The sequence below is a fragment of the Castellaniella hirudinis genome (assembly GCF_042651965.1).
Taxonomy (GTDB): Bacteria; Pseudomonadota; Gammaproteobacteria; order Burkholderiales; family Burkholderiaceae_B; genus Castellaniella; species Castellaniella hirudinis.
The window spans coordinates 423,082-442,017 of record NZ_JBHSDY010000005.1; the positions used below are offsets into that span (position 1 = coordinate 423,082).

At 66.1% G+C, this 18,936-nt stretch carries 20 protein-coding genes; 10 read left to right on the top strand and 10 right to left on the bottom strand.

Annotated features, from left to right (window positions below; genetic code table 11):
- Positions 1 to 23 precede the first annotated feature (23 nt).
- Positions 24 to 941 carry a polysaccharide deacetylase family protein gene (locus ACFO0J_RS10215; RefSeq protein WP_376812959.1) on the top strand — a complete coding sequence of 306 codons (918 nt, stop codon included), beginning with the start codon at positions 24 to 26 and terminating at the stop codon, positions 939 to 941.
- Positions 942 to 953: 12 nt separating this feature from the next.
- Positions 954 to 1,700, top strand: coding sequence for a cysteate racemase (gene cuyB / locus ACFO0J_RS10220; RefSeq protein ID WP_376812960.1), 747 nt, complete (start codon positions 954 to 956; stop codon positions 1,698 to 1,700).
- Between the two features lie 6 nt (positions 1,701 to 1,706).
- Here cuyB and ACFO0J_RS10225 read toward each other — a convergent pair whose 3' ends face one another.
- Positions 1,707 to 2,615, bottom strand: coding sequence for a LysR family transcriptional regulator (locus ACFO0J_RS10225; protein WP_376812961.1), 909 nt, complete (start codon positions 2,613 to 2,615; stop codon positions 1,707 to 1,709).
- An 89-nt stretch (positions 2,616 to 2,704) separates the two neighbouring features.
- Entirely contained in the window at positions 2,705 to 3,373 is a 669-nt protein-coding gene (locus ACFO0J_RS10230) for a 7-cyano-7-deazaguanine/7-aminomethyl-7-deazaguanine transporter (protein ID WP_376812962.1), read from the bottom strand.
- A 180-nt stretch (positions 3,374 to 3,553) separates the two neighbouring features.
- Between ACFO0J_RS10230 and ACFO0J_RS10235 the strand changes: the two genes are divergently transcribed.
- The 4 genes from ACFO0J_RS10235 (at position 3,554) to ACFO0J_RS10250 (ending at position 6,666) form a co-directional block, all read left to right on the top strand.
- On the top strand, positions 3,554 to 4,582 hold the full coding sequence (locus ACFO0J_RS10235) for a Dyp-type peroxidase (RefSeq protein ID WP_376812963.1): 1,029 nt from the start codon (positions 3,554 to 3,556) through the stop codon (positions 4,580 to 4,582).
- Positions 4,575 to 5,384 (top strand): family 1 encapsulin nanocompartment shell protein, encoded by an 810-nt coding sequence (locus tag ACFO0J_RS10240; protein ID WP_376812964.1) that lies wholly within the window; start codon positions 4,575 to 4,577, stop codon positions 5,382 to 5,384. The genes ACFO0J_RS10235 and ACFO0J_RS10240 overlap by 8 nt, the downstream gene beginning before the upstream one ends.
- A gap of 107 nt (positions 5,385 to 5,491) precedes the next feature.
- The gene (locus ACFO0J_RS10245; RefSeq protein ID WP_376812965.1) at positions 5,492 to 6,394 is read left to right on the top strand and encodes a DnaJ C-terminal domain-containing protein; all 903 of its coding nucleotides are present in this window, start codon (positions 5,492 to 5,494) and stop codon (positions 6,392 to 6,394) included.
- Positions 6,391 to 6,666, top strand: a complete 276-nt coding sequence (locus tag ACFO0J_RS10250; protein WP_376812966.1) for a chaperone modulator CbpM — start codon at positions 6,391 to 6,393, stop codon at positions 6,664 to 6,666. The genes ACFO0J_RS10245 and ACFO0J_RS10250 overlap by 4 nt, the downstream gene beginning before the upstream one ends.
- Here the strand turns inward: ACFO0J_RS10250 and ACFO0J_RS10255 are convergent.
- The 4 genes from ACFO0J_RS10255 to ACFO0J_RS10270 all read right to left on the bottom strand — a co-directional run bounded on the left by ACFO0J_RS10255 (position 6,659) and on the right by ACFO0J_RS10270 (position 11,993).
- Positions 6,659 to 8,941, bottom strand: coding sequence for an FdhF/YdeP family oxidoreductase (locus tag ACFO0J_RS10255; protein ID WP_376812967.1), 2,283 nt, complete (start codon positions 8,939 to 8,941; stop codon positions 6,659 to 6,661). The genes ACFO0J_RS10250 and ACFO0J_RS10255 overlap by 8 nt on opposite strands.
- Positions 8,942 to 9,015: 74 nt before the next feature.
- On the bottom strand, positions 9,016 to 9,237 hold the full coding sequence (locus tag ACFO0J_RS10260) for a YgdI/YgdR family lipoprotein (protein WP_376812968.1): 222 nt from the start codon (positions 9,235 to 9,237) through the stop codon (positions 9,016 to 9,018).
- A 216-nt stretch (positions 9,238 to 9,453) separates the two neighbouring features.
- A complete protein-coding gene (locus ACFO0J_RS10265) occupies positions 9,454 to 10,608 on the bottom strand; it encodes a GGDEF domain-containing protein (RefSeq protein WP_376812969.1) in 1,155 nt (384 codons plus the stop codon).
- 104 nt (positions 10,609 to 10,712) lie between these two features.
- Entirely contained in the window at positions 10,713 to 11,993 is a 1,281-nt protein-coding gene (locus tag ACFO0J_RS10270; RefSeq protein WP_376812970.1) for a gallate dioxygenase, read from the bottom strand.
- Positions 11,994 to 12,147: 154 nt separating this feature from the next.
- Here ACFO0J_RS10270 and ACFO0J_RS10275 point away from each other — a divergent pair, with 154 nt between their 5' ends.
- Genes ACFO0J_RS10275 through ACFO0J_RS10285 form a run of 3 tightly spaced genes read left to right on the top strand, consistent with a single transcriptional unit; the run spans position 12,148 to position 14,662 of the window.
- Positions 12,148 to 13,101, top strand: a complete 954-nt coding sequence (locus ACFO0J_RS10275) for a LysR family transcriptional regulator (protein ID WP_376812971.1) — start codon at positions 12,148 to 12,150, stop codon at positions 13,099 to 13,101.
- Between the two features lie 32 nt (positions 13,102 to 13,133).
- Complete coding sequence (gene bla / locus ACFO0J_RS10280) at positions 13,134 to 14,003, top strand: class A beta-lactamase (protein WP_376812972.1); 870 nt, start codon at positions 13,134 to 13,136, stop codon at positions 14,001 to 14,003.
- Between the two features lie 44 nt (positions 14,004 to 14,047).
- Positions 14,048 to 14,662, top strand: a complete 615-nt coding sequence (locus ACFO0J_RS10285) for an ABC transporter ATP-binding protein (protein WP_376812973.1) — start codon at positions 14,048 to 14,050, stop codon at positions 14,660 to 14,662.
- Positions 14,663 to 14,939: 277 nt separating this feature from the next.
- Here the strand turns inward: ACFO0J_RS10285 and ACFO0J_RS10290 are convergent, their stop codons facing one another.
- The gene (locus tag ACFO0J_RS10290) at positions 14,940 to 15,725 is read right to left on the bottom strand and encodes an AraC family transcriptional regulator (protein WP_376812974.1); all 786 of its coding nucleotides are present in this window, start codon (positions 15,723 to 15,725) and stop codon (positions 14,940 to 14,942) included.
- A gap of 120 nt (positions 15,726 to 15,845) precedes the next feature.
- Here ACFO0J_RS10290 and ACFO0J_RS10295 point away from each other — a divergent pair, with 120 nt between their 5' ends.
- On the top strand, positions 15,846 to 16,652 hold the full coding sequence (locus ACFO0J_RS10295) for a sulfite exporter TauE/SafE family protein (RefSeq protein WP_376812975.1): 807 nt from the start codon (positions 15,846 to 15,848) through the stop codon (positions 16,650 to 16,652).
- Between the two features lie 21 nt (positions 16,653 to 16,673).
- On the opposite strand, the gene ACFO0J_RS10300 is transcribed toward ACFO0J_RS10295, so the two are convergent.
- The 3 genes from ACFO0J_RS10300 to ACFO0J_RS10310 form a co-directional block, all read right to left on the bottom strand.
- A complete protein-coding gene (locus ACFO0J_RS10300; RefSeq protein WP_376812976.1) occupies positions 16,674 to 17,288 on the bottom strand; it encodes a hypothetical protein in 615 nt (204 codons plus the stop codon).
- Between the two features lie 31 nt (positions 17,289 to 17,319).
- A complete protein-coding gene (locus ACFO0J_RS10305) occupies positions 17,320 to 18,099 on the bottom strand; it encodes a MipA/OmpV family protein (RefSeq protein ID WP_376812977.1) in 780 nt (259 codons plus the stop codon).
- A 132-nt stretch (positions 18,100 to 18,231) separates the two neighbouring features.
- On the bottom strand, positions 18,232 to 18,858 hold the full coding sequence (locus ACFO0J_RS10310; RefSeq protein ID WP_376812978.1) for a LysE family translocator: 627 nt from the start codon (positions 18,856 to 18,858) through the stop codon (positions 18,232 to 18,234).
- Positions 18,859 to 18,936: the final 78 nt, after the last annotated feature.

Genomic DNA, 18,936 nt, shown 5'->3' on the forward strand with positions numbered 1-18,936 from the left:
TCACTCTTTTTGGACCACTGATCATGAGCACGCATCAAGACATCCGGGTGGATACGCACCGGCGCTACCGCTATTCCGCCATCGATGAACGGCCGACCTATGAATGGCCCGGCGGCAAGCGGCTTGCGCTGCACCTCAGCCTGAATATCGAGCACTTCCGTTTCGGGGCCGGCATCGGCAACGACTACGCGGTGCCGCAGCCGGGGCTCAATGTCCGGAGCTATGGCTGGCGGGACTACGGCAACCGGGTCGGCGCCCCGAGATTGCTGGATCTGGCGGATGCTTACGATCTGCGCTACGGGCTCCTGGTGAATTCGGACGTGTATGCCTATTGCCCGGGGCTGGTCGAACGTTTTTCCGCGCAAGGGCATGAGATCGTCGGCCATGGCCGCACCAATTCCGAGCGGCAGATCGACATGTCCGAGGAAGAAGAGATCGCGTGCATCCGGGAAGTGACCGAGACCCTGCGCGCGCGCGAGGGGGTGCCGCCTCGCGGCTGGCTTGCGCCGTACATCTGCCAGACGAGCCGGTCATTGGAGCTGCTCAAGGCGCAGGGATACGAGTACATGATGGACTGGCCGATCGATGATCAGCCGATCTGGTTCTCCACCCGGCATGGCCGCATCCTGTCCATCCCGTATTCCCACGACCTGAACGATTCCATCGAGTGCGTGTCGCGGCGCACGCCGTCGCAGACGTTTTGCGACAACCTCATCGACCAGTTCGACGAGATGCTCGACGAGTCGCGCAGGCGGCCGCTCGTCATGTGCATCGTGCTGCACAGCTTCATCCTGGGGCAGCCTTACCGCCTGAGGCAGTTCCGCAGGGTCCTGGACCACATCGTCCGGCACCGCGACGACATCTGGATGGCGACGCCCGGACAGATCGCGGCGCATGTGAAGACCTTGCCTGCCGGTACGGTGCCCGGGGATGACGCCTGAGGCGGATGGATCATGAACGCATCTTCCAGCAGTGTCATGGAACCCACCGTGGGGGTGCTCGGCGGCATGGGGCCGCTGGCCGGCGCCACGCTCGCGCTGCGTATCGTCGAACTGACGCGGGCCGCGCGGGACCAGGAGCATATTGCCGTCGTCCTGGTCAACGATCCGCATGTGCCGGACCGTTCGGCTGCCCGGACGGAGGGCGGCCAGAGCCCCTTGCCGGCCATGCTGCGCGGCGTGGAGACCCTGGTGAGCGCGGGGGTGGATTGCGTCGTCGTGCCGTGCAATACGGCGCATCTGTGGTTCGATCAATTGCAGGCTGCGTGCCCGAAGCCGATCCTGCACATCGTCGATTCGGTCATCCACGATCTGCGGCGCCAGGGTGTTTCGGGCGGCGAGATCGGCGTGCTGGGCACGCCCGCGACGCTGCGGCTCGGTCTGTACCAGGATCGCTTGGCCGCTTCCGGCTACCAGGCCCTCATCCCGGGTCAGGACGAAATCCAGTCGCTGCTCGTGCCGGCGATCGCGGCCGTCAAGGCCAACCGGATCGAGGACGCCTATCCGCTCGTCGTCCAGGCCATCGAATCGCTCGAACGGCGCGGCGCGCGGGCGATCGTGCTGGGGTGCACGGAATTGCCGCTGGCCGTACCCCACGATCGCAGGCCCGGCCTGGGCATCGTGCTGACGGATTCCATCGATGCGCTGGCGCTTCAGGCCATCGAGTGGGTCGGCCGGCGCATCGAAGCCTGCAGCGCCTGAGCCGGTTCAGTCAGTGACGGGCGGCTCCAGGCCGCGCTCGGCCAGCACGCTGTTGAACTCCTTGACGAAGGAGGTCGCTGCGGGCGACAGGGGTTCGGTGCGCAGGTAGACGAGATCGGCGACGATGTCGGGCGCGTCGGCCACCGGGATGACGGCAAAATCGGCCGTCGGCCAGGCTTGCAGCGAGAATTCGTCCACCAGCGCGATCCCCGCGCCTGCATTGATCAGCGAGCAGGCGTTCTGCGGCGATCCCACCTCCATGGCGATCTTCAGGATTTCGTTCGACTGGGCGTACAGTTGCTCGATGCGGGCGCCAAAGGGCGTGTCGGGCGGGTACGTGATCAGCGGATAAGGCTGCAGGTCCCGGGGCGTGACGGACGCCCGGGCCGCCAGCGGATGCTGGCGCGGGCAGATGCACAGCAGGCGGCCCCGGGCGATCGGTGTCGCGGTCAGGCTGGGGTGGTCCACCTGCAGGATCGACACGCCCACCTGCGACTGGCGGCTCAGCAGGCGTTCCTTGAGCAGTTGATAGCTCAGGCAGTGGAAGTGCACGCGCACGTTCGGGTATTTGGCGCAGAAGCGGGCGATGGCCAGCGGCACCAGCGTTTGCCCGATGCTGGGACTGGTGACGATGCTGAGCATCCCCTGGCGCTGTTCCGCCAGTTCGTGGGTCAGGCGGTCGATCCGCTGCACGCCGCGGTAGACCAGTTCGATCTCGTGATAGAGGCGGCGGGCTTCTTCGGTGGGATGCAGGCGGCCCTTGATTCTTTCGAACAGCGGGAAGCTCAGCCGGCTTTCGGTATGGGACAGCACCCGGCTGACGGCGGGCGCCGAGACGTGCAGCAGGCGGGCCGCGTCGCTGACCGAGCCCGTGATCATGATGGCTCTGAAAACTTCGATCTGCCGCAGGTTCATCCATTCTCCATCATGGCCGTATCGATCAAGACGAGCATTATGACTTGGCGGCGGCCCGATTGCCCGGCTTCGGACCCGGCGGGCGGGTGTCAGGCCGCAGCGGGCAACGCCTCGCGCCGCTTCATGCTGCGGACGATCGCATTCAGGGCGACGCCGTACATCGGCACGAACAGCAGCAGGCTGACGGTCAGCTTGATGGCGTAGTCCACGGCGGCGATTTCCATCCAGTTGGCGGCCATGAAAGCGTTGTCGCTGCGCCAGAAGGCGATGCCGAAGAAGGCGATCGTATCCAGCGCCTGGCCGAGCACGGCGGACGCGGCCGGCGCCACCCACCACTGCACGTAGCCGCGCCGCATGCGGTCGAACACGTGCACGTCCAGCAACTGGCCCAGGACGTAGGCCGCGAAGCTGGCAAAGGCGATGCGGAATACGAAGGTGTTGAATTCGCCCAGCGCGGCCAGGCCGTTGAAGCCGCCTTCGTGGAACAGCACCGACACGATGTAGGAGACGATCAGCGCCGGAACCATGGCGCGCAGGATCACCCGGCGCGCCGGGGCCTTGCCGATCAGGCGCACAGTCAGGTCGGTCGCCAGGAAAATGAAGGGGAAGCTGAAGGCGCCCCAGGTGCTGTGGAAGCCGAGCAGCTCGATGGGCAACTGCACCAGATAGTTGCTGGCGATGATGACCAGGATGTGGAATGCGACCAGCAGGGCAAGATAGGACGATGCCCGCGATGGCGGAACGGCGATGGATTTCATGTGGACCTTTTTGCTGGATGGGGTGAGGGAACCCATGGATGGCGGTGCTGCAGGGGGGCATTATAACGCTGATCCGGCTCCGCCCGTCCGGCGGCAGGCGGTCCGGACAACGTCCTGAAACAGGGTCGATGGCAAGGTAAACTATTTGCCTGGGTCTTCCGAGCCCGCAAGGAGAAAGATTTGTCTTCCGTGACGCACCAGCCCGTCGACGCGCCGCTCACGCAGGCGGCCATGTATCTGGTCCTGACCATCAATCCCGGATCCGAGCCCCTGGATGCCGTGCGCTCGCTCTGCGCGGACTTGCCCGGGCTGCTGCGCTCGGTCGGATTCCGCGACCTCGACGGCCGCCTGTCCTGCATCATGGGCTTCGGCTCCAGCGCCTGGGATCGTCTGTTCGGTTCGCCCCGGCCCAAAGAACTGCATCCCTTCAAGGAAATCCAGGGCGTGCACCATGCGGTTTCCACGCCGGGCGACATCCTGCTGCACATCCGCGCCACGCGCATGGACCTGTGCTTCGAACTGGCCACCCAGGTGACGACGCGGCTGGGTGACGCGGCGGCCGTCGTGGACGAGGTTCACGGCTTCAAGTATTTCGACGCCCGTGACCTGATCGGTTTCGTGGACGGCACGGAGAATCCCGACGGCCCCGACGCGGTCGCCGCCACGGTCATCGGCGACGAGGACGGCGATTTCGTCGGCGGCAGCTACGTGATCGTGCAAAAGTACCTGCATGACCTGGCCGGCTGGAACGCGCTGCCGGTGGAAATGCAGGAACGGATCATCGGCCGCACCAAGCAGACCAACATCGAACTGGCCGACGACGTCAAGCCCAGTTGGGCCCACAACGCGCTGACCGTGATCGAGGAAGACGGCGAGGAACTGGACATCGTGCGCGGCAACATGCCTTTCGGCGACGTGGGCAAGGGTGAATTCGGCACCTATTTCATCGGCTACGCCAGATCCCCGAGCCGCATCGAACGGATGCTGGAAAACATGTTCATCGGGCGTCCGCCGGGCAACTACGACCGGCTGCTGGATTTCAGCCGCGCCGTCACGGGTTCGCTGTTCTTCGTTCCCTCGGCCGGCTTCCTCGAAAACGCGCCCGATTTCGGGGCGCCGCAAACTCCTGACACATCCTCGCCGGGCGCCGGCGCGCCCGACGGCTCGCTGGGCATCGGCTCACTCAAAGGAGAATCCTCGCATGAATAACCTGCATCGTGAATTGGCGCCGATCTCGGATGCGGCGTGGGCCCAGATCGAAGAAGAGGCCTCCCGGACGCTCAAGCGCTACCTGGCCGCGCGTCGCGTCGTGGACGTCGTCGAGCCGCAAGGGGCCGCCCTGGCCGCCGTCGGCACCGGCCATCTCAAGGCCATCGAGGCGCCGGACGCCGGCGTCCTGGCCGGACAGCACCAGGTCCAGTCCCTGGTGGAACTGCGCGTGCCGTTCGAACTGTCGCGCCAGGCGCTCGACGGCGTCGAGCGCGGTTCCGACGATCCCGACCTGCAGCCGCTCAAGGACGCCGCGCGCAAGATTGCCTATGCGGAAGATCGGGCCGTGTTCGACGGCTACGCGGCGGCGGGCATCCAGGGCATCCGCCCGGGCGCCGACAACCCGGCGGCGAAGCTGCCGGCCGACATCAAGCGCTATCCGGCCATCGTGGCGCAGGCCCTGAGCCAGTTGCGCCTGGCGGGCGTCAACGGCCCGTACGTCCTGGTCCTCGGCGAAAAGGCCTACGCCGCCGTCAGCGGCGCCAGCGACGAAGGCTACCCGCTGCTCAAGCATATCCGGCCGCTGCTGGACGGCGACATCGTCTGGGCGCCGGGCATCGAGGGCGGCGTGCTGCTCAGCACCCGCGGCGGGGACTTTTCCCTGCATCTCGGCCAGGATGTCTCGATCGGCTATCTGTCGCACACGGACAGCGTCGTGCGCCTGTACCTGCAGGAAAGTTTCACGTTCCGGCTGCTGGCGCCCGAGGCCGCCGTGGCCCTGACGCCATCCCCCACGAAATGAGGACCGGGGGCCGGCGCGGCCCGGCCCCGGCCCGGAAACCGGGCGCCTGGCGGCCGCGCGCGCTGTGGTAATCTGGATTTTGTCGTGATGCGCTTGCGGGGCTGATCATGCAGGATCCGTACCAGGTACTCGGCGTGGTGCGAACCGCGTCGCTCGACGAGATCAAGAAGGCCTATCGAGGCCTGGCCAAGAGACTGCATCCGGACCTGAACCCGGGCGACAAGGCGGCCGAAGAAAAATTCAAGGACGTCTCCGTGGCCTACGGGCTGCTCGGCGATCCAGAAAAACGCAAACGCTTCGATGCGGGCGAGATCGACGCCGGCGGCGTGGAACAGCCCAAGCGCCGGTTCTACCGCGACTTCGCCGCGGACAATCACGGAAATCCTTACACCAGCGACGCGGGCTACGCGGATTTCGCGGACAACGACGTGTTCGCCGAAATCCTGCGCCGCGGGCGCGAGGCCCGCGCCAACCAGCGCGGCGAGGACCTGCGCTACGGCCTGTCCATCCGCTTCGTCGAGTCCGTGACGGGGACGGAAAAGCGGATCACGCTGCCCGACGGCGGCACGCTGGACGTCACGATCCCTCCCGGCATGCTCGATGGCCAGATGCTGCGGCTGAAGAGCAAGGGCGCGCCCGGACGGGGCGCCGGCGGGCCGGGCGATGCGCTGATCCAGATCGAAGTGCTGCCCGATCCGCGCTTCAGGCTGGATGGCGTCAACGTCATCGTGGAATTGCCGGTCTCGTTGTCCGAGGCGGTCCTGGGCGGCGAGGTTCGGGTCCCGACCCCGACAGGCGACGTGATGCTGACGATTCCGGGGCATTCCAACAGCGGCACCACGCTGCGCCTGAAGGGCAAGGGCGCGCCGCGCCGCGAAGGGGGATTCGGGGACGAACTCGTCAAGCTGAAGATCGTGCTGCCGAAGTCGCCCGATCCCGATCTCGACGCGTTCGTTTCCCAGTGGGAAAAGGGCAAGGCCCACGATCCGCGCGGAGGTGAATCATCATGATCATGACCAAGCAGGAATTCCTGATCAGTGCGAATCTTCGGGAGCAGACCCTGGAGTTCTGGCTGGAGCAGCGGTGGCTCATTCCGGACGAAACCGTTCCCGAGGTCCGGTTCTCGGAATGCGCGATCGCCCGGGCGGGCCTGATCCAGGATCTGCAGCGGGATTTCGGCGTCAACGACGCAGGCATCGAACTCATCCTGCACCTGATGGACCAGCTCCATGGCACGCGGCAGGCGCTGAGCCTGCTGCGCGAGTCGCCGCGATTCAAGTGACGCGTGCCGCGGCCCGGTGGATCCGCACCGGGATGGACTTGTAGGAAGGCGTGCCGCATTCCTTGTCGATGTAGTCCAGCGGGACCAGCACGTTGGCTTCGGGATAGTAGGCGGCCACCGAGCCGCGCGCGATGTTGTATTCGATCGCGGTGATGTTCTCCAGACGCAGCCTGCGAGACGACGAAACCGTTTCGATGTCCACCAGATCGCCATGGGCCAGACCGTGGGCGGCCAGGTCCCCGGCATTCATGAACAGCACGTCGCGCCGGCCGAACACGCCCCGGTAGCGATCGTCCATGCCGTAGATCGTGGTGTTGTATTGGTCGTGGCTGCGGATCGTCACGAGCCGCAGCACGTCGTCCGGCCAGGGCTCGTAGCGTTCGCGCACGCCCGGAAAGACGGAGAACATGGCTTTTCCGCTGGGGGTGTTCCAGGTGCGCTCGGTCGCCGGCAGCGGCATGCGGAAACCGCCGGGCACGCGGATGCGCCGGTTGTAGTCGTCGAAGCCCGGAATCGTGCGTTCGATCAGGTCGCGGATGCGGTCGTAGTCGTCGATCAGTTCCAGCCAGTTCACCTTGCTGGCCGGCAGCGTCGCGCGGGCCATGCCGGCGACGATGGCCGCTTCCGAACGCAGGAACTCCGATGCCGGCTTGAGCTTGCCGGCCGAGGCGTGGACCATGGACATGGAGTCCTCGACCGTGACCGATTGCGGGCCGCCGGCCTGCAGGTCGATCTCGGTGCGGCCCAGCACCGGCAGCAGGTAGGTTTCCTCGCCCACCAGCAGGTGCGAGCGGTTCAGTTTCGTGCCCAGGTGCACGCTCAGCCGCAGGCGCTTCATCGCCGTGAAGCACTGTTCGGGATCGGGCATCGCCACCGCCAGGTTGCCGCCCAGGCAGATCAGCGCCTTGGTCGTGCCCCGAACCATGGCCTGCATCGCCTGGACCGCGTCGTGGCCGCGTTCCCGGGGCGGCGTGAAGCCGAAGACTTCCTCTAGGCGGCGCAGGAAGTCCGCACCGGGTTTCTCCGTGATGCCGACCGTGCGGTTGCCCTGCACGTTCGAATGGCCGCGCAGCGGGCAGATGCCGGCGCCGGGCTTGCCGATGTTGCCCCGCAGGAGCAGCAGGTCGGCGATCAGCTTGACGTTGGCGGTGCCCGTGTTGTGCTGCGTGATCCCCATGCCGTAGGTCACGATGGCCGCCGTCGATTTCGCATAGGCCCGGGCGACCTGTTCCAGGTCCACGCGCTTCAGGCCGCTTTCCCGTTCGATGTCCGGCCAGCCGGTCGCGGCCAGGTCGGCGGCCAGCGCGCCGAAGCCGAGCGTGTGTTCCGCGATGAACGCATGGTCCAGCGCATCGCCGTCCCGGGCGTCCAGCGCCAGGAGCGCCTTCATGATGCCCTTGAGCGCCGCCACGTCGCCGCCGGCCTTGACCTGGTAGTAGGACGAGGCGATGTCGGTGGAGCCGTAGGTGGCCATCTCCGCGACGTTCTGCGGATCGGCGAAGCGCTCCAGCGCCCGCTCGCGCAGGGGGTTGAAGACGATGATCGGCACCTTGCGGCGCGCCACCTCGTGCAGCGTGCCCATCATGCGCGGGTGGTTGGTGCCCGGGTTGTGCCCGATCGAGATCACGAAATCGGTGAGATCGAAGTCGTCCAGGGAAACCGTGCCCTTGCCGATGCCGATCGATTGCGGCAGGCCGACGCTGGTCGCCTCGTGGCACATGTTCGAGCAGTCGGGAAAGTTGTTCGTCCCCAGTTCCCGCGCGAAGAGCTGGAACAGGTAGGCCGCCTCGTTCGAGGCGCGTCCCGAGGTGTAGAACTCGACCTCGTCGGGGGACTCCAGGCCGCGCAGCGTTTCGCCGATGCGCGCGAAGGCCGTCTCCCAGGCGATCGGCTGGAACGTGTCCGTCGCGGCGTCGTAGGCCATCGGGTGCGTCAGGCGGCCGAAGTTCTCGAGATCGAAATCGGGCAGCTCCAGCAGCGAGGACACCGTGTGCTGCTGGAAGAACTCGGGCGTCACGCGCTTGCTCGTGGCCTCCCAGGTCACGGCCTTGGCGCCGTTCTCGCAGAACTGGAAAGTCGAGCGATGTTCCTTGTCGGGCCAGGCGCAACCCGGGCAATCGAAGCCCGCGGGCTGGTTGGTGCGCAACAGCAGGCCCGGAGCCTCGACGACGTCCATCTGCCGGCGCACGGCCTGGGCGGTGGCCTTCAGGGCGCCCCAGCCGCCCGCCGGGCCGTCATAGGGGCGGACTCCGGGCACCTTGTTTCGTTGAGACATAAACCACCTCCATGGACAGTTTACGCCTCGATATAGGGCCGTGGATCACCGGCCTTCCCCGGATGTGAACAGGCCTAGTCCACTTCCTCGATCCGCTTGATCTCGGATTTGTTGACCTTCACGTCGCGGCCGCCCTTTTGGTAGGTGACGAAGCCGTCGTCCGTGTCCGTGACCGGCGCATCAGCGGTGTAGTCGACCTGGCCGTCACGCGTGCTCACGGTGGACGGCGTCGAGCAGGCGGCCAGGATGCTGCCGCTCGCGAGGATGGCAAGGAATGCGGATAGGGTCTTGAACATGAGCGCCTCCTGAAAAGAATGGTCTCAAGGGCACCTTATCAAGGTCTTCCGGGCGGCACTGTAAGCGGGTCCGACAGCGGCCGGCCGTGGCCGCGGACACGGCTGTAGGCGCTGCTGACAAAATCATACGGAAGCGGCGACGCTTGCGGGCGGTATGTAACGGAGGTTCGGACATGTGTCCGGACGGAGCGGTCCGGAACGACGCGCCTGGCGCCGTCAGGCCCCGGGTGCGCCTCCCGCTTCCGCGCGGCCGCGACCGTTCTCCTTGGCCTGGTACAGGGCCTTGTCCGCGGCGATCAGCAGGTCATCGATCCCGGCCGTGCCGGGTTCCAGGGCAGCGTAACCGATGCTGAAGGTATAGAGCGGCAGATCCAGCCCCGGCCGGACGGTGTCGAGCAGCCGCTGCATCGCGGCGGCGGCTTCCGCATGCGTGGCGTCGGGCAGCAGCACGATGAATTCCTCGCCGCCGTAGCGGCCCAGGAAGTCGCCGGGGCGCAGCGCGGCGCGCACGGTCGTGCAGAAGTCCATGAGCACCCGGTCGCCTGCCTGGTGGCCGTGCTTGTCGTTGATTTGCTTGAAGTGGTCCAGGTCCATCAGCGCGATCGCGAGCGGCCTGGCATCGCGGCGGCTTCGTTCGAACTCGGTGTTTGCCCGTTCGAAGAACGCGCCCCGGTTCAGGACGCCGGTCAGCGCGTCGTGCGTGGCGCTGAATTCCAGGGTGTCTCGCAGTTGCTCGTTGGCCATGAGGATGAAGCCCACGGTGGCGATGAGCAGGGTGACGTTGAATGTGGCCAGATAGATGACTTGGAGCGTCCCCGGGTCGAACAGGCCGCCGGGGTCGTCCACCCGGATCATGAGGGTCGAGAGGCGCACGAGGCAACTGAGCGCGGTCAGGCCGAAGGCGAATGCGGTGACGAGGCTGCCGATGCCGCGCCGGCCGTGGCGCAGGGGAAGCCAGCTCATGTACCCGAATGCGCAAACGCCCAGAAGCGCCATGATGAACAGCCGGGCCTGGAATGAAGGCTGGACGTAGGTGTACCACGCCATGGCCAGGGTGATGCCGGCGGCTGCAGCCAACACCGGCCGCCGCGGGGGCAGCCGGAGGCGGAACATGCGCAGCATGCCGGAGGCCATGTAGATCATGGCCAGCAGCATGAAGCCGTTGGCCAGGGTGACGTGGAAGAAGGGCGGCGTCTTGCGCAGGGTGAACAGCGCCGCGGCGACGATGACCAGCACCGTCGCCGCCGACCATTGATCGATGCCGCCGATGGTGCGCGGGAAGCTGGTGCGCATGGTCAGCATGATGGCAGCCAGGAGGACGGCCAGAAGCGTGATGACCACCACCAGCGTGGCCGGATCGATTGCATGCATGAGACGCTCTCCGAGCTTGGGGGCGGCTGTGCCCTGCTTGCCGGATTGTAATGCCTCGTTTCTCGACCCCAGGCGATACCCCGGGGAGGCTGGGCGCGCCGCGCTCAGCTTCCGTCCATTTTCCGTGCCTGCTCGCCCCCGGCCACTGAATACGTGATCGGCACCTTGCGCGTCGCCAGGAACTGCTCCAGCGTCTCGCCGCGAAAGGCGGCGTAGACCTCGGGATTGGACACGCCCAGCACGGCAGCCGTTTTTTCCAGCACGAAGAAGCTCACGCCCCGGCGTATCATCTCGATCCATTTCCGGTCGCGGATCAGGTGTTTTTCCTCGTTGGACAGTCCGTATTCATCCGCCAGGGTCTCGAAATCGGCCGCGAAGCGCGCGCGGTGGCCGGGCTCGACGAGGTCGTGCAGGAAGCGGTTGATGCGCAGATTGGCCTGGCTGCGCGCGTGGGTGAAGGGGTAGGAGCCGGGAATGTCGCCCACGCCCTCGAGTTCATGGCCGATGTGCCGGCGGTGGGCCTCGACGGCGGCGGGGTCGGGCGCGCCGCCCAGGTCCTCGAAGATCAGCGTGGCGATGTTGGTGACCGAGGGGGCGTAGGTTTGCTTGTGCACCAGCCGAACCTGGTCGGACAGGGCGCCGCGCATGATCAGCCACATGACGACCTCGGCGCCTTCCATGCCGCCCTTGGCCGCGAATTCCGCGATGCGCATGTTCACCAGTTGTTCGGGCGTCTTTTCCAGCAGTTCCAGGAATTCGTCGTCCCAGGCCTCGTTGATGAAGCCGGCGCGTTCGCCGTGCACCTGGTGGGACAGGCCGCCGGTGGCCATGACGGCGACGTTGAGGTCTTCGGTATAGCTTTCGATCGCCTGGCGCAGCGACTTGCCGAGCTTCCACATGCGTTTGGCGCTGGGGATGGGAAATTGCAATACGCCCACCTGCAGCGGCACCACCTGGCCGGGCCAGGGGCCCTGCGCGTCGCCCAGCATGGACAGCGGCGACAGGATGCCGTGATCGACGGGTTTGCCCTGGAAGACCGACAGATCGAACTCGTCGGCCACCAGCGACTGGGCGATGTGCTGCGACAGGCCCAGGTGGCCGCGTGCGGGCGCTACGTCACGGGGGCCGCCGCCTTCGTCGGCAGCCGCGTAATGATCGTCGATGCCCAGGGCGAAGGCCGAGTAATGGTCGAAGAAGAAAGAGGTGACGTGGTCGTTGTAGATCATGAACAGCACGTCGACCCGCTGATCCTTGACCCAGGCGCGGATGCGGTCGAAGCCCTCGAAGATCGGTTTCCACGCCGGACTGTCCTGCTTGCCGGTGTCCTTGGCGTAGCCGATGGTGGGGGAGTGCGAGGCGCCGATGCCGCCGACGATGCGAGCCATGTGCGTGTCCTTGTCGGATAAAGATTTCAGGTGGTCATATTTCAGTTGGACATATTAGAGATATGATATTTTTTGAACAATCATGTAAATTCGAATGGTTCGTTCAGATTGCTGAACGAAGATGATGCTGATGGTACTGGTGTATTGAACGATCATGAAATGGAGCCTCGACGACCTGCCTGTGTTCGTGGCCGTCATCCAGCAGGATGGGATCTCGGCCGCCGCGCGAGAGCTCGGCATGCCGAAATCGACGGTCAGCTCGGCCCTGGCCCGGCTGGAGCGGGCGCTGGGTCTGCGCCTGATCGACCGGTCCTCGCGCAGCCTGCGCGTCACCGCCGAAGGCGAGGCCTTTCATCGCCAGGCGCTGCTGATCCTGGAACAGGCCCGGGAGGCGGATGATTTGATGGCGGGCCTTGGATCGGCTCCGGCGGGCCGGGTGTCGGTGGCGCTGCCGCCGGCGTTCAGCCTGGACATCGTGGCGCCGCGCCTGCCTGAATTTCGCACCCGCCATCCCGGCCTTGAACTGGACATCCTGGTCACCAGCCAGGGCGCGGCCCTGGTGCGTGACCGGGTCGATCTGGCCGTGGTGGTGGGGCCGCTGGAAGACAGCGAACTCGTTTCCCGCACCCTGATCGAGGGCGACCTGATCTGGGTGGCCAGCCCGCGCTGGCTGGCCGATCATCGGCCGGGCGAGACGCTGGACGTCGTGCGCGCGCAGATCCAGGTCTGCGAGACGCGCTATGCGTTGCGGCGCATGCCGGTCGACATCCAGGGCGAGGCGGCGCACCTGGACCTGTCCCGGGGCATCACCCGGGTCAACGATCCGCTGGTCGTACGCCGCATGGTCATGGCCGGCGGCGGCCTGTCGATGCTGCCGCACCAATATTGCGCCGAGCCTCTGGCCGACGGTCGGCTCGCCCAGGTCTTGCCGCATGTCCGCCTCAGCCGGGCCAGCGCGCGCCTGACCGCCGTCTACCCCAGCCGCCGCCTGCTCTCGCCCCGAATCCGGGCGCTCCTGGATTTCCTGCTGGAGGTGTGCGCGCCGCTGGCGCCGCCGGACCGGGTTCGGTCTAGAAAGCAGGCGGAGCGGCGGCGGACGGACGTGTGATGCACAGGCATTGATGAAAAGAGAGGGTATGCATGAAATTTCCAGCCATTCTGCTGTGCATCGCCGCGCTGGGGGCGGGGGGCTGCAGCCACGCGGCTTCGGCGGCCGACGACGGTATTCTCGCCAAGGCCCGCGAGATAGAAACTCGACTGGATGCGCGTGTCGGCCTGGCCATTCAGGACACGGGGAACGGCCGCAGTTGGCGCTATCGGGCCGACGAAAGGTTCCCCATGATGAGCACCTTCAAGACGCTCGCCTGCGGTGCGCTGCTTCACCAGGCGGACGAAGGCAGGATCGATCTGGAAACGGCGGTGCAGGTCACGCAAGCCGACTTGGTGCCTTATGCGCCCGTCTCGAAAGCCTGGGTCGGCCAGCGGGTCGGCCTGCGCGATCTCTGCGCGGCCACGATGCGCACCAGCGACAATGTAGCCGCCAATAAAGTGTTGGAGCACATCGGCGGCCCTCAGGCCGTGACGGCATTCGTGCGCGGCGTCGGTGATCGGGTGACGCGTCTCGATCGATATGAGCCCGATCTGAATGAAGGAACGCCGGGTGACGCCAGGGATACGACCTCGCCTGCGACGATGGCAAATACCCTGCGTGCGCTTGTGCTCGATCGCGTGTTGTCAGCCGCTTCGAAAGCGCAACTGACCGAGTGGCTGATCGGCAACGAGGTCGGTGGTCCGCTTCTGCGCGCGGGCATTCCCAGGGCATGGCGTATCGGCGACCGGACGGGGGCGGGCGGGCATGGCTCGCGTGGTGTGATCGCGGTGATGTGGCCGCCCGCGCATGCGCCGATCGTGGCGGCGATCTACATCACTGACACCGAGGCCTCGATGGATGAACGCAATGCGGCCATCGCTGAGCTGGGCGCGGCGCTGGCCGAGGCGATCACCCGATGACGCCGGGAATCCCTGGCCGCAGCCCCGCTGCTACACTTCCCGCCATGCTGCGACTCGACAAACTCACCAAGCGCTACGGCGATTACCTCGTCTTCCAGGGGCTGAGCCAGACCTTCGGGCCTGGCTGCGTGGCGCTGTGCGAGGAAGAGAGCACCGGCAAATCCAGCCTGCTGAGTCTCATCGCGGGCGTGTTCGCGCCGGATGAGGGCGAGGTCTGGATCGACGGGCATTCGATGGCCCGTGAGCCGCTGCAGGCCAAGGCCCGCCTGGCGTATGTGCCCGACGACTGCCTGGCATTTCCGACCCTGACGGGGCGGGGACTGCTGGAGCAGGCTGCGGCGGAAAAACAGGCGTCTCTGGATGAGGCCGTGTTCGATCTGGCCGAGCGTCTGGGCTTGAGTCCGCACCTGGACAAGCGCTTCGAGCAGATGTCCACGGGCACGCGCCGCAAGGTCTATCTGACCGCCGCCATGCTGGGCGATCCGGCCGTCATCGTGGCGGACGGCCCCAGCAATGGCCTGGACACGCAGGCCCGCATCGCGCTGGCCGAGCAGTTCAGGCGGTGGGGGCGGGACCGTGTGGTGCTGTTCGCCAGCTATGACGATGCGCTGGTACAGGCCTGCGGAGCGAGGCAGATCCAGGTGGCCGCGCTGCGCTGATCTTATTGCGCCAGATCGTAGTGCCGTTGCACGGGTTCGTCGTTGCTGTACCAGTTGCCCTGGCTCCAGTACAGTTTGCTGCCGCGCTGCGACAGGCCCTGCACGCCCAGATAGCCGGACGATCCGCGGCCTATACCTTCCGCGCCCAGGAGCCGGACGCGTCTCTCAGCCTGCAGGCCGCAGCGCCACGCGGCAGGTCGAGGTGGTGTTCGTGAAGTAAGGCAGGCAGGCCGTTGGCTCCGGCGCATCGCAGGCCGGCCGGGCTGCGCACCGGCGTTTATCGCTCGTCGCCGGTCAGCGAGGCGCGGATGAAGTCGCTGGGAGCGCGTCCGAGCCGCTTGCGGAACATGGTCGAAAAGGCGCTGGGGCTGTCGTAGCCGAGATCCAACGCGACCTGCGTGATCGACCGCCCTGCCAATAATCGAGGCAGCGCGGCCAGCAGGCAGGCCTGCTGCCGCCAGGCGCCGAAGCTCATGCCGGTCTGCTGCCGGAACAAGCGGGTGAAGGTGCGCAGGCTTTTGTGCGACTGCCGCGCCCATGCCTGCGGGGTGGCCCGGATGTGGGGCGTTTCCAGGAACGCCTTGCACAGTGCCGCCAACTGCGGGTCCTGCGGCATGGGCGCGCACAGCGGCATGGTTCGCGCCAGGCCGACTTCGTGCAGCAGCAGGCGCGCCAGGGCGCCGTCGCGCCCCTGCTCGTCGTAGTGCGCGGGCAGGGCCAGCGAGGCCAGCAGCAGTTGATGCAGCAGCGGGGTGACGACCAGCGCCTCGCACTGCGTGCCCGGGCGCGGCGCCGCGTCCGGCTCGATATACAGGCTGCGGGTGCTGACGCCCTGCATGCGCACCCGATGGCGCTTGCCGGCGGGAATCCATACGCCGCTGTAGGGCGGAATGACCCAGGCGCCGTCCTCTGTTTCAACCTCCATCAGTCCCGTCATCCCGTAGAGCATCTGCGCGCGCCGATGCGTGTGCGAATCCAGCAGCGTGCCGGGCGGGTAATCGGTGCCGATGGCCAGCAGGGGCCGCGCCACGGCATCCACGGAATCGAGCGGGATGTTGTGCATGAAGATTGAGAGGGCCTGCAATTTGGCCTGAATGAAAGGATTATTGACTGTTTATCGAAAGCAGGCCAGGGCTGCCTTCTTTATGGTGGGACTTTGCTCTGATGTGATGATGGATTGCGTATGTATGTGCTGCTGCTGTGCTTTGGCGCCTTGGCCGGTGTGACCACGGTGTTGTTCGGTTTTGGGGGCGGCTTCGTCGTCGTCCCCGTGCTGTATTCGGTGCTGCTGGCGACCTACGGCGCGGATAGCGGGATGGGCCAGGCCGCCATGCACATCGCCGTCGCCACCTCGACGGCCGTGATGATCTTCGGCGCCGGCCTGGCGACATTGCGCCATCACAAGGCCGGGACCGTGCCGTGGGCTCAGGTGCGCCCGTTGCTGGCGTCCATCGCCGTGGGCGCCGTCCCGGGCGCTGCTGCAGCGATGGCCTTGAGCGGTGGCTGGGTGCGCTGGGCGTTCATCGTCTATCTGGGGGTGACGATACTCGACGGTCTGCTGCGGCCCGGCTTTACCCGGCACACGGCCAGCGGAATCCGTCCGCTGGGAAAACGAGCGACAGTCGGCATCGGTGTGGTGATCGGCGCGATCGCCGCGTTCCTGGGCGTGGGCGGCAGTGTGATGACGGTGCCGCTGATGCGGCGCCGTGGCGCCAGCATGACCGCCGCGACGGCGGCGGCCAATCCCTTGTCCTTGCCGATGGCGGTGGCCGGCTCGGCAACCTACGCGCTGCTGGCGTGGGACGCCGCGCCCTTGGGGGACTGGCACGCCGGCTTCATCGACTTGCGCGCCTGCCTGGCGCTGGCGGCCGGCTCGTGGCTGGGGATCCGGATCACGTCGCGGTGGATCGGCAAGATCCCCGACAGCGTGCATGCCAAGACGTACCTGGTCCTGCTGTGCGCCGTCCTGGTCGTGATGCTGGCGGTCTAGGCCTGCGGTGCGTTGCCGGGCTTAGCGTTCGTCGCCCTGCAGCCATTTCTGGTAGGCGGCGCGGGTCACCGAGGAGACGGATTCCAGCACTTTCTGGTGCTGGACCTGGTGGCGCAGCGCCAGCCGCGCGTCGGCCACGGCGCGGGATTTGCAGAACCAGTGGCAACTGTGCTGGAACAGATAGAGTTCTGCGGACAGGTGGTAGGCGCGGTCTTTCGGATTCCAGCGACCCTCATTGTCGACGACGTAGCGCAGTCCGGCGGCGTGGACGTGCAGCAGCGCGCGGAAATCCCGCGTCGAGGCGGGCAGCCAGCGTTCGATGTACGGCACGCAGAACGGCAGCGTGCCCATGCGGGTCGCCAGCGCGTCTTCTTTTTGCAGCGTGTCCGCCAGCGTGCGGCTTTGCGCCGCCACGCTGCGTTCGGTCTGGGCGAACGTGTCCAGCACCTGAAGCTGGCGGCTGGCTTCTTTCTCGTGGATGGCGCGGGTGTAGCCCTCGGTGAGGGTTTCCATGTGACGTTCGAGCTGCAAGTCGGCCAGGTGACGCCCCAGCAATGCGATGTGGGCGCGCTGATAGCGCAGGCACAGCAGTCGCCAGGCCACGATGAGGGCCAGCAGGGTGAGCGCGATGTTCATGGTGCGTGTCGAGGGATTTACCTCATCGTTTCTAGAACGAGTACATGAGGCCGGCGCTGCCGAAGACGCCGGTTTTATCCTCGACGATGGGGCTGTCGCCGGCGTGGTTCAGCAATGTCCTGACGCCCAGCGTGGCGTTCATGCTCCAACTGTCACTGAGTTGATGGTTCCAGGTGCCGAAGACGGAGGCTGATTTGAAACCGGCGGAGGGGGAGTAGGGATGCAGTCTGCCTTGGCTGGCTTTCGCCTCGCGCTCGGTGACGCCGAAATACGTTTGCATGGAGTCGCTGTTCGCCCACTGGGTGCTGACGCCCACTCTCAACGCGTCGTATCCCGACTTCCAGGCGAGATAGCTGGCGCGCAGTTCCGCCGTGGCGCCGTAGCCGCTGTGCAGCGCTTGATAGTACGCGGCGCCGATGGAAAACGGCCCCGGACGCCATTCCGTATAGACGCCCGCCACGCCATGGAAATCAATGTCGTCGGTGCCGTCCAGCCGCGAAGACCAGCTTGCTTTTCTGCCTAACGCCATGCCCAGGAAAACACCGGCGCTCCAATCCGTGGTGAGGTCGGTTTTCAGGCCCATGCTCGGCAGGCCCGCACGCGGGGAAATGAAGAAATGCCCGTTGGTGTAATTGATCAGCGGGACGGGGAGCGCCCGGTAATCTTCCGAGCCTTCATATTTGGGGATGATGCCGACACCCAGGCCGATTGCATTTTTGGCCTGGGCTCCCGTCGGGAAGAGGGACAGCGCCAGCGGAATGAGCGGTGCAAAAATCAATGATCGGGAAGCCCGTGTGGAAAGAAACTTCATTACCTATCCTTGGGCAGGACCGGAAGCGGGCACATCAGCTCACTGCAGGGCACTGCGTCATGACTCATGGGACCACAATGTACCATTTCTGCTTGCTGCATCCCGCGGGGGGAGGGGGCCTCTGGCGCGGGTTTACCGGCTGGTCGCCATGCGGATTCCCAATCCCACCAGCGCAGCGCCCATCAGCGCATCGACGGGCCGGCGGATGCGTGCATAGGCGGTGCGCACGATGGCCACCGAAAAGAACGAGGCCAGCAGGCACATCCAGGTGGCGGTGATGCAGACCACCACGGCCACCACGGCCGCGTACACCCACAGCGGCGCCCCCACGGGCAGCAAGGTGACGAACAGGGTGGCAAAGAAGGTGGCCGTCTTGGGGTTGGTGATGCCCACGATGAATCCCCGCGACCACGCCTGTTTCGCGCTCACGCACGGGGCCTGGGCAACATCATCCTGGCCCTTGGCCTGCGTGCGCAGGGCCGCCATCAGCATGCGCGCGCCCAGGTAGATCAAGTAAGCCGCTCCGGCAAGACGGATGCTTTCGTAGAGCCAGAAAAACTGTTGAATCAGCAGCCCGAAGCCGAACACGGCCAGGCTGGCCCAGAGGGCCACGGCGCACGTGATTCCCAGGCCGACGAAGACGCCGCTGCGACGTTCGCTCAAGGCATGCGAAGTCACCGCCACGAAGTCCGGACCGGGGCTGGCGCAAGCCAGAAGCACGATGCCTGAGAGGGCGAGGAGCTGGGGGATGTAATCCATGGTTTTGAGTGAATCGCCCCGGAACCTCTAGACACCCACGTGCCTCATAATGAGGCGATGAGGAGTTGTCATGAGCAC